Source organism: Microtetraspora niveoalba (genome assembly GCF_001570405.1).
Lineage (GTDB): Bacteria > Actinomycetota > Actinomycetes > Streptosporangiales > Streptosporangiaceae > Microtetraspora > Microtetraspora niveoalba.
In genome coordinates, this window is record NZ_BBYM01000005.1 from 36,231 (window position 1) to 49,295 (window position 13,065).

The 13,065-nt window shown below is 72.3% G+C and carries 13 protein-coding genes; 1 reads left to right on the forward strand and 12 read right to left on the reverse strand.

Annotated elements, in window-relative coordinates:
* Position 1: 1 nt before the first annotated feature.
* From AWQ70_RS04645 to AWQ70_RS04695, 11 genes are all read right to left on the reverse strand, one after another.
* Positions 2-739 carry a cytochrome c biogenesis CcdA family protein gene (locus AWQ70_RS04645; RefSeq protein WP_067170846.1) on the reverse strand — a complete coding sequence of 246 codons (738 nt, stop codon included), beginning with the start codon at positions 737-739 and terminating at the stop codon, positions 2-4.
* Positions 726-1,259, reverse strand: a complete 534-nt coding sequence (locus AWQ70_RS04650; protein WP_245646741.1) for a TlpA family protein disulfide reductase — start codon at positions 1,257-1,259, stop codon at positions 726-728. Before AWQ70_RS04650 ends, AWQ70_RS04645 begins: the two co-directional genes overlap by 14 nt.
* 124 nt (positions 1,260-1,383) lie before the next feature.
* On the reverse strand, positions 1,384-2,022 hold the full coding sequence (locus tag AWQ70_RS04655) for a histidine phosphatase family protein (protein WP_067170849.1): 639 nt from the start codon (positions 2,020-2,022) through the stop codon (positions 1,384-1,386).
* Between the two features lie 22 nt (positions 2,023-2,044).
* Positions 2,045-2,944 carry a LysR family transcriptional regulator gene (locus tag AWQ70_RS04660; RefSeq protein ID WP_067170852.1) on the reverse strand — a complete coding sequence of 300 codons (900 nt, stop codon included), beginning with the start codon at positions 2,942-2,944 and terminating at the stop codon, positions 2,045-2,047.
* A gap of 89 nt (positions 2,945-3,033) precedes the next feature.
* Positions 3,034-4,323: a glutamate-1-semialdehyde 2,1-aminomutase gene (hemL, locus tag AWQ70_RS04665; protein ID WP_067170856.1), complete on the reverse strand. Its 1,290-nt coding sequence runs from the start codon at positions 4,321-4,323 to the stop codon at positions 3,034-3,036.
* 133 nt (positions 4,324-4,456) lie between these two features.
* Complete coding sequence (locus AWQ70_RS04670) at positions 4,457-5,101, reverse strand: bifunctional DNA primase/polymerase (protein WP_067170859.1); 645 nt, start codon at positions 5,099-5,101, stop codon at positions 4,457-4,459.
* Between the two features lie 91 nt (positions 5,102-5,192).
* Positions 5,193-6,182 carry a porphobilinogen synthase gene (gene hemB / locus AWQ70_RS04675; RefSeq protein ID WP_067170862.1) on the reverse strand — a complete coding sequence of 330 codons (990 nt, stop codon included), beginning with the start codon at positions 6,180-6,182 and terminating at the stop codon, positions 5,193-5,195.
* Positions 6,183-6,266: 84 nt separating this feature from the next.
* Positions 6,267-7,856, reverse strand: a complete 1,590-nt coding sequence (locus AWQ70_RS04680; RefSeq protein ID WP_067170865.1) for a bifunctional uroporphyrinogen-III C-methyltransferase/uroporphyrinogen-III synthase — start codon at positions 7,854-7,856, stop codon at positions 6,267-6,269.
* A complete protein-coding gene (hemC, locus tag AWQ70_RS04685; protein ID WP_067170868.1) occupies positions 7,853-8,764 on the reverse strand; it encodes a hydroxymethylbilane synthase in 912 nt (303 codons plus the stop codon). The genes AWQ70_RS04680 and hemC overlap by 4 nt, the downstream gene beginning before the upstream one ends.
* Positions 8,761-10,068, reverse strand: coding sequence for a glutamyl-tRNA reductase (locus tag AWQ70_RS04690; protein WP_067170871.1), 1,308 nt, complete (start codon positions 10,066-10,068; stop codon positions 8,761-8,763). Before AWQ70_RS04690 ends, hemC begins: the two co-directional genes overlap by 4 nt.
* Positions 10,065-10,802, reverse strand: a complete 738-nt coding sequence (locus AWQ70_RS04695; RefSeq protein WP_067170874.1) for a redox-sensing transcriptional repressor Rex — start codon at positions 10,800-10,802, stop codon at positions 10,065-10,067. The genes AWQ70_RS04690 and AWQ70_RS04695 overlap by 4 nt, the downstream gene beginning before the upstream one ends.
* Positions 10,803-11,058: 256 nt before the next feature.
* On the opposite strand from AWQ70_RS04695, the gene AWQ70_RS04700 reads away from it, so the two are divergent.
* Positions 11,059-11,307 carry a glutaredoxin family protein gene (locus tag AWQ70_RS04700; RefSeq protein ID WP_067170877.1) on the forward strand — a complete coding sequence of 83 codons (249 nt, stop codon included), beginning with the start codon at positions 11,059-11,061 and terminating at the stop codon, positions 11,305-11,307.
* 130 nt (positions 11,308-11,437) lie between these two features.
* Here AWQ70_RS04700 and AWQ70_RS04705 read toward each other — a convergent pair whose 3' ends face one another.
* The gene (locus tag AWQ70_RS04705) at positions 11,438-12,955 is read right to left on the reverse strand and encodes a hypothetical protein (protein ID WP_067170881.1); all 1,518 of its coding nucleotides are present in this window, start codon (positions 12,953-12,955) and stop codon (positions 11,438-11,440) included.
* Positions 12,956-13,065: the final 110 nt, after the last annotated feature.

A 13,065-nucleotide genomic window follows, 5' to 3' on the forward strand; every position in this document is an offset into this window, starting at 1 on the left:
CTCAGATCACCGGCTCGAATCCGCCCACCCACACCTGCAGGCCGGCGATGAGTTCTCCCCAGAGGCCGGTCACCAGGAGGATCCCGACGGCCACGAGCATCGCGCCCCCGATCCTGGTGATCAGCCGGGAGTGGCGGCGGACCGCCTTGAACGCGTGCAGCGCCCGCCGGTAGGCCAGCCCGGCGAGCACGAACGGCAGCCCCAGCCCCAGCGCGTACGCGAAGGCGAGCGCGGCGCCCCGGGCGGCGCTGCCCTGGTCGACCGAGAGCGCGAGGACCACGGCGAGCGTGGGCCCGATGCACGGGGTCCAGCCGAGGCCGAAGACGACGCCGAGCAGCGGCGCGCCCGCGAGGCCCGCGGCGGGCACCTTGTGGATGCGGAGGTCGCGCTGCAGCCCCGGCACCAGCCCGATGAAGGCCAGCCCGAGGACGATCGTGACGACGCCGAGCACCCGCGTGATCAGGTCGATGTTGCCGAACAGCACGCCGCCGAGGCCGCCGAAGAGCGCTCCCCCGAGCACGAACACCGCGGCGAACCCGAGGACGAACAGGACGCTGCCCAGCACCATCCGGCCCCGCCTGGCGTCGCTGCTCATACCCGTGACGTACGACAGGTAGCCCGGCACCAGCGGCAGCACGCACGGCGAGAGGAAGGACACCACGCCGGCCGCGACCGCGATCGGCACCGCGACCAGCAGCGAGCCGGACGCGACGGTGGTGGCCAGATCAGCCGCGCTCATCGGCGACCTTGTCGATCGCGGCGAGCAGGTCGTTGTACTTCACCGCGCCGAGCGCGCGGGCGGCGATCCGGCCCTGGCCGTCGATGATCAGGGTGGACGGGATCGCCGCGGGCGGGACGGTGCCCTGGAAGGAGAGCAGCACCCGGCCCGCCTGGTCGAAGATGCTGGGATATCCGGGCTGCAACGAGCGGTCGTACGCCTGGGCGGCGGCCTTCTGGTCCTTGAAGTTGACGCCCAGGAACTGGACGCCCTTGTCCTTGGTCTTGGCCGCGATGTCCTTGAGCACGGGCCCCTCGGCCCGGCAGGGGGCGCACCAGGACGCCCAGAAGTTCAGCACGTAGACCTTGCCGGAGCCGAGCTTCTCGGTCGCGCCGTCGAGGGTCGTGCCCTCGATGGACGGCGCCGTACGGCGGCCCGCGGCGTCGAAGACCGTGACCTTGCCGTCACCCGCGACGAAGCGGGTGTCACCGGACTGCGGCTGCCCCTCCTGGTTGCCCGCGCACCCCGCGAGGGCTGTCACGGCAAGAGCGGTGCTCGCAGCGATCAGAGACAGACTCTTGGCGGACACGCGGGAGTATCTCCTATAACTACAACCGGTAGAGCTGTAACTCTACCCAGCGGATCCGGTGCTCCCGCCGCCGGGTTCACGCGCCGGGTACGGGGTTGCCGCGCAGCAGCCCGCCGGCGGGCTCGCTGTAGCCGATGCTCGCCAGCCGGTCGCCCTCGAACGTGAAACTGGTGAGGCTGGCGAGGGAGCACTGGCGGCGCCGCGGGTCGTGCCACAACCGCCGCCGCTCGGCCGCCAGGCGGATGATCCAGATGGGGAGCTGGTGGCTGACCAGCAGCGCCTCGTGCCCGCGCGCCGCCTCCCGGGCGTCGTCGATGGCCGCCTTCATCCGCAGGACCACATCGCCGTACGGCTCGCCCCAGGACGGGCGGAACGGGTTGACGAAGTGGCGGTAGGCGCGCACGTCCCGGAACACGCCGTTGCCTCCGGCCACCCGCAGCCCCTCGAAGACGTTGGCGGCCTCGATCAGCCGCTCGTCGAGGACCACCTCCGCGGCGAGGACGGCCGCCAGGGGCGCCGCCGTCTCCTGGGCCCGTTCCATCGGGGAGCTGCGCAGGACGACGATGTCCCGCCCGCCGACCGCCTTGGCGACGGTCTCGGCCATGAGCCGGCCGTTCTCCGAGAGGTGGTAGCCGGGGAGCCTGCCGTACAGGACGCCCTCGGGGTTGTGAACCTCGCCGTGACGGAGCAGGTGGACGACGGTGGTCTTGGTCATGGCAGGTGAGCCTACCCGCCGGTCAGGCGGCGGTCGCCGCGCGCTGCAGCGCGTCCACGGCGGCCCTGATCGCGGGGCGGCGGGCGGCGTCGGTGCGCCACAGGGCGTAGATGCGCCGTTCGAGCCGGGGCACGACGGGGATCGCGCGCACGCCGTCGGGCAGCCGGCCGCGGCCCAGGCGGGGGATCAGGGCGCACCCGTGGCCCGCGGCGACGAACGCGAGCTGCGTGGGGTACTCGTCCGCCATGCAGACGATCTCGGGCTCCTTCTCCGCCGATCTGAGCAGGAACATCAGGAAGTCGTGGCAGACCGTGCCGGACGAGCTGCTGATCCAGTCCGCTCCCGGCAGGTCGGCCAGCTCGATCTCCCGCTTGTCCGCGAGCGGGTGGCCGGCCGGCACGACCACGTCCGCGATGTCGTCGAGCAGCGCCGCCCGCGACAACCCCTCGGGGATGGCCATCGGGCGGTTCAGCCAGTCCTGCACCACGGCGAGGTCGATCTCGCCCCGGGTCACCTCGCGGATCTGCCGCTCCGGCTCGCGCTCGTAGACGACCAGGTCGAGGTCGGGGTGCTGCTTCTTGATCATCGCCAGCGCCCCGGGCATGATCCCCCGGGCCGCGGTCGGGAACGCGGCCATGACGAGCCGCCCGACCACGGTGCCGCGCAGCGCCTCGAAGTCGGCCTCCGCCGTCTCGACCAGGGCGAGGATCCGCTCCGCGTGGTCGGCGAGCAGCCCGGCCGCGTCGGTGAGCTTCACGCCGCGCCCGTTCCGCTCGACGAGGACCGCGCCGGTCTCGCGTTCGAGCTTGGCGAGCTGCTGCGAGATCGCCGACGGGGTCACCATCAGCGCGTCGGCCGCGGCGGCGACGGAACCGTAGACGGCCACCGCGTGCAGCGCCTTCAGCCGGTTCAGATCCAACATGTAAGTGAGTCTAAACGGTGGACACGCGAAAAGCGCGCCATCGCTGAACTGTCGCGCGCGCCGGAACAGAGCGTCACGGCGTCACGGCCTCACAGCGTGGCGGCGGCGGCCTTGGCGGCGAGCGGAAGCGCCTCGACGACCCGCGTCAGCGCCTCCTCGTCGTGCGCGGCGGACAGGAACCACGCCTCGAACGCCGACGGCGGCAGATAGACCCCCTGGTCGAGCATGCCGTGGAAGAACGCGCGGTACGCCTCGGCGCCCTGCGCCTTCGCCGACTCGAAGTCGGTGACCGGCCTGTCGGTGAAGAAGATCGAGAACAGGTTGCCCGCACGCTGCAACCGGTGCGGGACACCCTCGGCCGCCAGCGCGTCGGAGGCGGCCCCGCTCACGGTCCGGGCGGCCGCGTCCACCCGCTCGTACACGCTCGCGTCGCAGGCCCGCAGCGTCGCCAGGCCGGCCGCGGAGGCCAGCGGGTTTCCGGCGAGTGTCCCCGCCTGGTAGACCGGCCCCTCAGGCGCGAGCAGCGCCATCACGTCGGCCCGCCCGCCGAAGGCCGCGGCCGGCATCCCGCCGCCCATGACCTTGCCGAACGTCATGAGATCCGCGTCGACCGGGTCCAGGCCGTACCAGCCGGAGGCGGAGACCCGGAAGCCGGTGAGCACCTCGTCGATGATCAGCAAGGCGCCGTACTGGGTGCAGAGCTCGCGCAGGCGCCGGTTGAAGCCGGGCGCCGGCGGGACCACGCCCATGTTGGCCGGGCACGCCTCGGTGATGACGCAGGCGATCTCGAACGTGCGGAACGCCTCCTCGACCGCCTCGACCGAGTTGTACGGCAGGACGATCGTGTCGGCGGCCGACGCGCCGGTCACGCCGGGCGTGTCCGGGAGGCCGAACGTGACCAGACCCGACCCGGCGGAGGCCAGCAGGGCGTCCACGTGGCCGTGGTAGCACCCGGCGAACTTGACCACCTTCGCCCGGCCGGTGAAGCCGCGCGCGAGCCGCACGGCCGACATGGTGGCCTCGGTGCCCGAGCTGACCAGCCGGACCTTCTCCACCGGCGCGACCCGGGAGACGATCTCCTCTGCCAGCAGCACCTCGCCCTCGGTGGCCGTCCCGAACGACAGGCCGCGGGCCAGCGCGCCCTCGACGGCCTCCATCACGGCCGGATGGCGGTGGCCGAGGATCATCGGCCCCCAGGAGCAGACGAGATCGACGTAGCGGTTGCCGTCCACGTCCGTGATGTACGGCCCCTGGCCGGAGGCCATGAATCTCGGCACTCCTCCGACCGCGCCGAACGCGCGCACCGGGGAGTTGACGCCACCGGGCACGATCCGCCGCGCCCGCTCGAACAGTTCCGCTGACTTCTCCGTACGGCTCACGCCTCCCAGCCTACGGGCGGGGCGAGGCGGCCCCTCACCCGCGGGGCTCCCGCCCGCGCGGCTCTCCCCCGGGCGAGTCACGCGCCGGGCCTCACTCGGGCGGTCTCACTCACCGGGTCTCACTCACCGGGCGTCACTCGCAGGCGTCGGCGAGCACGTCCAGGACGCGGAGCGGGTCGGGGAGGGGACGCCCGTCCGGGGGCCGCAGCCAGCTCACCACCGCGCCGGTCACCAGGGTCGAGGGAGGGGCGAGCACGTAGCTGTCGCGGCAGTGCCAGCGCAGGCCGGGCGAGGACTCGATCGTCGCCGGGTCGCAGTCGAGGTGGCAGGACCACCACTCGTCCTCGTCCTCGGGCGCGCCCCTCGTGGCGACATAGAAAAGGACCCGGTCGCCGTTCGCGGCGACCGGGCCCGTGTCCTGTCCGGTGGCGTCCATGACGGCCAGCGCCGCCGTTCCCGCCGTGGACGGTACGTCGAAGACGTCGAACACCCGGCCCGTGGGCAAGATCACGTTCGCGTCGGGGTTGAGCTCCCATCGGCGGGTGAGGAGGGCGGAGTCCACCGTCGCCTCCATCTGCCACGCCGGGGAAAGCGGGTGCGCGCCGGGGTCGGGACAGCCGACCCGGTCGCAGGAACACGCGCGCCCACCCTCGCTGAGCGGGTGGGCGCCGAGACAGCTCGCCCAGCCGAGCTGGGCGTACTCAAGTACAGACGTGATCTTCCGTGGCTTTCGATGCGCACGCCGTTTCGTCCGGCGGGCCAGCGGTGCCCCCACCATCGTGCTCCTCCCCCACGGATGCTCTTTTGCTGTACCTGATAATGCCCTTTACGGATCAGCGCGTGCCGCGCCACCCCCCGGCGAAGCCGCGCTACGCCCGCAGGCGGCGCGCTACCTCGGTGGCCCAGTAGGTCAGGATCATGTCGGCGCCGGCCCTGCGGATGCCGACCAGCGACTCCATGATCATCCGCTCGCGGTCGATCCAGCCGTTCGCCGCCGCCGCCTCGATCATGGCGTACTCGCCGCTGACCTGGTAGGCCGCCACCGGCACCTCGACCAGGTCGCGCACCTGCCGCAGGATGTCCAGGTACGGCAGCGCGGGCTTGACCATCACCGCGTCCGCGCCCTCGGCGAGGTCGAGCCGCACCTCGCGCAGCGCCTCGCCGACGGGGCCGCCCGGGTCCTGCTGGTACGCGCTGCGATCCCCGAACTGCGGCGCGCACTCGGCGGCGTCGCGGAACGGCCCGTAGAACGCCGAGGCGTACTTGGCCGAGTAGGCGAGGATCGGGACGTCGGCGAAGCCGTCGGCGTCCAGGGCCCGGCGGATCGCGGCGACCTGGCCGTCCATCATGCCGCTCGGAGCGATCATGCGCGACCCGGCCCGCGCCTGCGCGACCGCCGCCGACGCGTACCGCTCCAGCGTGGCGTCGTTGTCCACCTCGCCCGCGTCGGTCAGCAGGCCGCAGTGGCCGTGGTCGGTGTACTCGTCGAGGCAGGTGTCGGACATGAGGACCAGCGCGTCGCCGACCTCGGAGGCGAGGTCGGCGAGGGCGAGCTGCACGATGCCCCGGGGGTCGTCGGCCCCCGAACCGCGCGCGTCCTTGTGGAGGGGGATGCCGAACAGTATGACGCCGCCGACCCCGGCCTCCGCCGCCTCGTGGACGGCCTTGCGCAGCGAGTCGCGCGTGTGCTGGACGACCCCCGGCATGGACGCCACGGGCTGCGGGTCGGCGATGCCCTCCTTGACGAACACGGGCAGGATCAGGTCGGCCGGGTGCAGGCGCGTCCCGGCGACCAGGCGGCGCATCGACGCGGTACGGCGCAGCCGTCGCGGCCGCGCCACCGGAAATTCAGCGTTCACGATCGTCTTCTCCACTCGGACTGGACAGGCCCCCGGACCGCCCCGGCGCGCTTCGCCCGTACCGCGCGCCGGGGCCCGGTGACGTCACTTGAAGCGCCGGCGCGCCCCCCTGCGGTTCTGGGAGGGCCGGCGCGGCATCTCGCCGGCCGAGATGGCCGCGTGCCGCTGCTTGGCACCGTACTCCGCCAGGGCGGACGCGAGCGCGGAGGCGGACGGCCTGTCGGCCATCACGTCCACCCGCAGCCCGAACTCCTCGGCGGTCTTGGCCGTCTGCGGCCCGATCACGGCGATCACCGTCACGTTGTGCGGCTTGCCGGCGATGCCGACGAGGTTGCGCACCGTGGACGACGAGGTGAACAGCACCGCGTCGAAGCCACCGCCCTTGATCGCCTCGCGGATCGGGGCGGGCGGCGGCGCGGCGCGCACCGTCCGGTACGCCGTCACGTCGTCGCACTCCCAGCCCAGCTCGGTCAGGCCAGCGACCAGAGCCTCGGTCGCGATGTCGGCCCGCGGCAGCAGGACGCGGTTGATCGGGTCGAGCATCGAGTCGTACGGCGGCCACTCCGCGAGCAGCCCCTCCGACGACTGTTCGCCGGTCGGGACCAGGTCGGGCTTCACGCCGAACTCGACGAGGGCGCGGGACGTCGCCCCGCCGACGGCGGCCACCTTGAGCCCGGCGAACGCCCGCGCGTCCAGGCCGTACTCCTCGAACTTCTCGCGCACCGCCTTGACGGCGTTGGCGCTGGTGAACGCGACCCACTCGTAGCGGCCGGTGACCAGGCCCTTGATGGCGCGGTCCATCTGCTGCGGCGTACGTGGCGGCTCGACGGAGATCGTCGGCACCTCCTCGGGCACCGCGCCGTACGAGCGGAGCTGCTCGGACAGCCCCTCGGCCTGCTCCTTGGTGCGCGGCACCAGGACCCGCCAGCCGAACAGCGGCTTGGTCTCGAACCACGAGAGGCGGTCGCGCATGCCGACGGCGTCGCCGACGACGATCAGCGCGGGCTCGGTCATGCCCGCGTGCTTGAGGTCGGGGCCGATGCGGCCGAGCGACGACACGACGGTGAACTGCTCCGTGGTGGTGCCCTCGCTCGTCACCGCGACCGGGGTGGTGTCCGGCTTGCCCGCGGCGATCAGCGCCTTGGCGATCGGGACGGCGTCCGCGACGCCGTTGTAGATCACGAGAGTGCCCTCGCACCCGGCGTGCCGCGACCAGTCGTCCACCTGGGCGGCGTCGACGATGCGGAACTCGGGCACGGCCACCGCCGGCGGGATGCCGGCGTAGGTCAGCACGGCCGTCGCCGGCGGGACCCCGGGCACGATCTCGAAGTCCACGTCGGCCTTGGCGCAGGCCGCGACCTCCTCGGTGACCGAGGAGAAGAACGACGGGTCGCCGGGGCACACCCGTACGACGGTGCGCCCCGCCTTGGCGTCCTGCAGCGTCTTCAGCGAGATCGAGTTCTCGGCGGCCTCGGCGGTGACGTCCACCACCTCGACGTCCTTACGGCAGTGCCGCAGCAGCGGGGCGTACGCCTGCTGGTCGAGCACGACGACGTCGGCCCTGGACAGCAGGTCGGCGCCACGCAATGTGAGCAGGTTCTCGTCACCGGGGCCGGCGCCGACGAAGGCGACGAAACCCGATCGGGGCTCTGGAACGGTATTCGTGGGGCTCAATGGGCCTGCTCCCCCATCAACGTGCCGGCCCCCTCGGCGATCATGGCGGCCGCGAGATCACGGCCGAGGTCCATGGCCGCCAGACGGGGTCCGGAGGTGGACTTGCGCACTGACCGGACACCGTCGATGGCGACGACGGTCGCGGTCAGGTTGAGAATGTGCCCGTCATCGGAGGCGAACGCACCTACCGGCGCCGCACAACCGGCTTCGAGGGCGGAAAGCACCGCGCGTTCGGCGGTAACCGCCGTGCGGGTTCGCGGGTCGTCGAGGACGCCCAGCAACTCGATCAGGTCGGCGCGGTCGGCCGGGCACTCGACGGCGAGCGCACCCTGGCCGGGCGCCGGAAGCAGCTCGTCGACCTCGAAGATCTGCGAGATCTCGCCGTCGCGGCCCAAGCGGCGCAGGCCGGCGGTGGCCAGCACGACGGCGTCCAGCTCACCGGCGGCGATCTTGCCGATCCGCGTGGGCGCGTTTCCCCTGATCGGGACGTATTGGAGATCCGGCCGCAGGGCGCGGAGCTGCGCGACGCGGCGCGGCGATCCGGTGCCCACCCGGGCGCCGGGCGCCAGGTCGGCCAGCTTGGCGGAGCTCACCAGCGCGTCGCGCGGGTCGTCGCGCAGCGCCGTGGCGACGAGCGTGATCCGCGGGTCGTCGGCCGTCGGGAGGTCCTTGAGCGAGTGGACGGCGAAGTCGATCTCGCCGTCGATCAGCTTGTTGCGCAGCTCGCTGACGAACACGCCGGTGCCGCCGAGCTGGGTGAGGTTGGCCCGGCTGACGTCGCCGAACGTGGTGACGCCGACCAGCTCCACCTCGCGCCCGGTCAGCTCGGTGAGGCGCCTCGCCACCAGACCCGACTGGGTGGTGGCCAGCTCGCTCTTGCGGGTGCCCAGCCTCAGGGGGGCGGTCATGGCTCGACCTCCATCCGCGACACGGCCTCGGGCTTCTGCGGGTCCAGGTTGAACAGCTCGCGGAGCGCCTCCGCGTACTGGTCGCCGCCGGGCGAGGAGGCCAGTCGCTTCACACGTACGGTGGGCTCGTGGAGCAGCTTGTCCACGACCCTTCTGACAGTCTGCGCCACCTCGTCGCGCAGGCGTCCCTCCAGCTCGGGGACGCGGGAGATCAGCCGGCCCATCTCGGAGTCGACCACCTCGGCAGCCTTGCTGCGCAGCGCCACCACCGTGGGCGTCACCCGTGCCGCGCGCTCGGCCTCCAGGTAGGCGGCCACCTCCTCGGTGACGATCGCCTGGACCGCCGCGATGGCCTCGGCCCGGCCGCCGTCGCCGATGTCGTCGGCGACGCCCGCCTGCTGCATGGACTCGAGGTCGACCAGCGTCACGCCGGGCAGCGCCCGTACGGCGGGGTCGACGTCGTGCGGCAGGGCCAGGTCGAGCAGGAAGAGGTCACGGCCGCGGCCGGTCGCGCCGGCGACCGTCTCGGGCGTGATCAGGCATGTCCCGGCGCCGGTGCACGAGATGACGATGTCCGCCTCCGCGATCTCGGCGGCGATCTCGTCGAGCCGCACCGCGCGCCCGGCGACCGACTCGGCCAGCCGTACGGCGCGCTCGTAGGTGCGGTTGGCGATGACGATCTCGGTCACGCCGGAGCGGGCGAGGGTCGCCGCCGAAAGCGCGCTCATCGAGCCCGCGCCGACGACCAGGGCGCGCTTCCCGGCGATCGGGCCGACCTCGCGCTCGGCGAGGGTCAGGCCGACCCCGACGAGCGACGCGCCCGCGCGGTCGATGGCGGTGTCGGCGTGCGCGCGCTTGCCGACCCGCAGGGCCTGCTGGAGGAGCTCGTTGAGTACGGACCCCACGGTGCCCTGGTCCTGCGCGAGCTTGAGCGCGACCCGGATCTGGCCGAGGATCTGCCCCTCGCCGACGACCATCGAGTCGAGACCGCAGGCCACCGAGAACAGGTGGTGCACCGCGCGGTCCTCGTACTGCACGTAGAGGTGCGGGGTGAGCCGCTCCTGGGGGATGCCGCAGTGCGTCGCGAGCAGGTCGGTCACGGCCGTCACCGCGCCGTGGAAGCGGTCCACGTCCGCGTAGACCTCGACGCGGTTGCAGGTGGAGACGACCATCGCCTCGGAGACGGTGGGCTCGCGGCGCACGTCGAGGAGCAGCTTGGCGAGCGCGTCGCCGGTCACGGAGACACGCTCGAGGAGGGCCACCGGAGCCGTGCGGTGGCTGAGACCCACGACGAGGATGCTCATTGGCTCGCCTCGCCCAGCGCCGCCCCGCGCTCGCTCACTACGACCACCCCATCGGGCCACTCATCGCCCATCATGGGCCCCCCAGTCGCCTTACGCTGCTCGTGGAACGCAAGAATCTGCAGTTCAATGGACAAATCGACTTTACGGACATCGACACCGTCCGGCACCGTCAGCACCACGGGGGCGAAGTTCAGGATGCTGGTGACCCCCGCGGCGATGACGCGGTCGCAAACCTGCTGCGCCGCCGTCGCCGGCGTCGCGATCACCACTATGGACACCCCGCGCTTCCTGATCACTGACTCGAGCCCGTCGGCATGTTCCACCACGAGCCCGGCGATCCGCTCGCCCACCACGGCCGGATCGGCGTCGAAGAGGCCCGCGACCCGGAAGCCGCGGGAGACGAACCCTCCGTAGTTCGCGAGCGCTCGCCCGAGGTTACCCACCCCCACGATGGCGACGGCCCAATCCTGGGTGAGACCTAGCTCACGGGAGATCTGGTAGATCAGGTACTGGACGTCGTACCCCACCCCCCGCGTGCCGTACGAGCCGAGGTGGGAGAGGTCCTTGCGGAGCTTCGCCGAGTTCACCCCGGCCGCGACCGCGAGGTCCTCCGAGCTCACCGTGGCGGTGCCACGCTCGGCCAGCCCGTTCAAGGCACGCAGATAGAGCGGCAGTCTCGCGACCGTCGCATCGGGAATGCCACGCTCACGCGCTTGAGGGATACGGCGGGTCACTTGCCGGTGCTCCAGGGGGACGGACAGCCGGAGATCGTCCCCGACCGTACGAGTGGATGTAACCGATTTCGCGTTCCTACAGGTTAGTGCCTTTGTGAAGCGATGCACAAAGTAGGTGCCGGTTCACTGTCCCAAACCGCGTGCCCAGTCTCCAACTCGCCCCTGACCGTGCGGCCGCTTTGTCACGTCTTCGTCACGCGACCGTACGGGCACGGCGTGGCGGAGGACCGAGGAGAGCGCCGAATAGGCTGGCGTCATGGCACCCCGCGAGCATCGGATCACCCTCCTCGGCAAACCCGGCTGTCACCTCTGCGACGACGCCCGCGCCGTCATCGAGCGCGTGGCCGCCGATCTGGGCGTGCCGTGGGAGGAGCGGGACATCACCGCCTCCGAGGAAGATCACGCCAAATACTGGGAGATGATCCCCGTCACCCTGATCGACGGCGTCCAGCACGACTTCTGGCGCGTGGACGAGGCCCGCCTCCGTGCCGCGCTGACCGCCTGACGCTCGCGGCGGCGTCTGGTCGCCGCGCCTCCGGCACGACCGCTCGGGGCGCTCCTCGGGCGACTCCCGCCGCCGTCGCTCGGAGTCGCCTCGCTCCCCGCTCGCTCCTCAGCCGGTTCCCCGCCGCCCCTCACCTGAAGGTGGTGGGGAGGGGCACCACCTTGGCGGCGTTCACGGTCAGCTCGATGACGTTGGCCGCCAGCACCAGCGCCGTGCGCTCCGTGGCGAACCGCTCCATGTGCGGCTGGCGCTGGTGCTCCGCGTACCCCACCTCGTCGCGGTAGAGCTCGTACACGATGCGCTGGAGCGGCGCGGACTTCACGCCGTGGCACACGAAGATCAGCGTGTCCGGCTCGTTGCGCAGCACGGCCTCGACCGTCTCCTCGGCGAGCTTGTCGAACGCCTCTCCCGCGCCGTCCACCAGCGTGAACACGGTGAGCAGGCCGTAGATGTTCGGCGACGGCCGGACCGATCCGCCCTGGCCCCGGGGGGCGGCGGACGCGGCGGGGCCGCCGAACCCGACGCCGAGGTTCGCCGCCACGTCGGCGCCGAACACCGTGCCCGTCGCGGGCATCGCGTACTCGGGCCGGGCCGCCTGCCGCCGGTCGTACTCCGAGGGGCCCTGCGGCATGTTGTACTCCTGGCCGCCCGTGGGCATCGCGTAGTCGGCGTCCGCGGCCGGGGCCGCCGCCGGGGGCATCGTGTACTCCCGCCCGCGCCCGCCGCCGTACCCGTCCTGGCCCGGAGGGGCCCCGGGCTGCCGGGCGAAGCCGTCCGAGGGCTGCATCCGCGCCGCGTAGTCGACCTCGCCCTGCTCGCCCGCGCGGTACTCCGCGACGAGATCGCCGAGGCCCGAACGCCGTGGAGGCGCGGCCGCCGGCGGCTCGGACCGGACCTCGCCCCCGCGCCCGCCGCCGCGCGCCCACTCGTCGCCCGTCCGGTCGCCGGCCGCCTCCTCGTCGCCCTCGTCATCCTCGTCCTCGTACGGCGCGAGCGGCCGGGCGAGGGCGAACCAGACGCCTCCGGCGGTCGCGGCCATGGCGGCGACGACGACGATCCCGGGGAGCGCGAACTCCAGCGCGGCGGACACGGCGATGCCGCCAGGGGCGAGCGCGACCGTGGCGTTCATGTTGTCGAGGTCGTAGTCGTCGCCCCTGCGCCCGCGCAGCACCGCGATCACGAGCCAGATCACCAGCATCGCGATGACGACGACGTGGACGGCGCGCAGGAGCCATTCGGGCCAGATGTCCCAGAAGACGGCGGCCTCCGGGAACTCCTTGCCGAAGGTGGCGGTGATCGGGTCGACCAGCATGATCACGCCGCCGAGGCCGGTCAGCGCGCCGCCGATGAGCCATCCGGCGAAGCGCGGGAACGACTTCCTGGCCAGGAGCTGGGACACGCCGACGGCGAGCCAGAGCGGCCCGATCAGGGACCCGGTGAGCTGGAACAGCCGGAAGGTCACCGTCCCGAACCCGATCAACTGGCCCAGGGCGATCAGTCCCAGCGAGAGGCACATCGCCCCCGTGGTGATGCTCCACGCGACCAGCCATCCCGACGGCTTCTCGCGGATGCGGCCGACGACGACACCGGTGGTGATGGCGGCCAGAACGGCGCCGGCGAACGCGATGACAGCGACAACGACTTCCATGGTGGACCTTATGCTGCCGGACATCGCGCGCCGACCGGTAGCCGATGCCGCGTCCCGTTACGCGAAGTGATTACCATGCACGGCGGATTGTGTAATCTCGCGATGATTTC

Excerpts from the sequence above, each read along its gene's own strand:
- AWQ70_RS04705 (WP_067170881.1), bottom strand. The coding sequence starts at position 12,955 with ATGGAAGTCGTTGTCGCTGTCATCGCGTTCGCCGGCGCCGTTCTGGCC.
- AWQ70_RS04645 (WP_067170846.1), bottom strand. The coding sequence starts at position 739 with ATGAGCGCGGCTGATCTGGCCACCACCGTCGCGTCCGGCTCGCTGCTG.
- hemC (WP_067170868.1), bottom strand. The coding sequence starts at position 8,764 with ATGACCGCCCCCCTGAGGCTGGGCACCCGCAAGAGCGAGCTGGCCACC.
- AWQ70_RS04655 (WP_067170849.1), bottom strand. The coding sequence starts at position 2,022 with ATGACCAAGACCACCGTCGTCCACCTGCTCCGTCACGGCGAGGTTCAC.
- AWQ70_RS04660 (WP_067170852.1), bottom strand. The coding sequence starts at position 2,944 with ATGTTGGATCTGAACCGGCTGAAGGCGCTGCACGCGGTGGCCGTCTAC.
- AWQ70_RS04670 (WP_067170859.1), bottom strand. The coding sequence starts at position 5,101 with ATGGTGGGGGCACCGCTGGCCCGCCGGACGAAACGGCGTGCGCATCGA.
- AWQ70_RS04690 (WP_067170871.1), bottom strand. The coding sequence starts at position 10,068 with ATGAGCATCCTCGTCGTGGGTCTCAGCCACCGCACGGCTCCGGTGGCC.
- AWQ70_RS04700 (WP_067170877.1), top strand. The coding sequence starts at position 11,059 with ATGGCACCCCGCGAGCATCGGATCACCCTCCTCGGCAAACCCGGCTGT.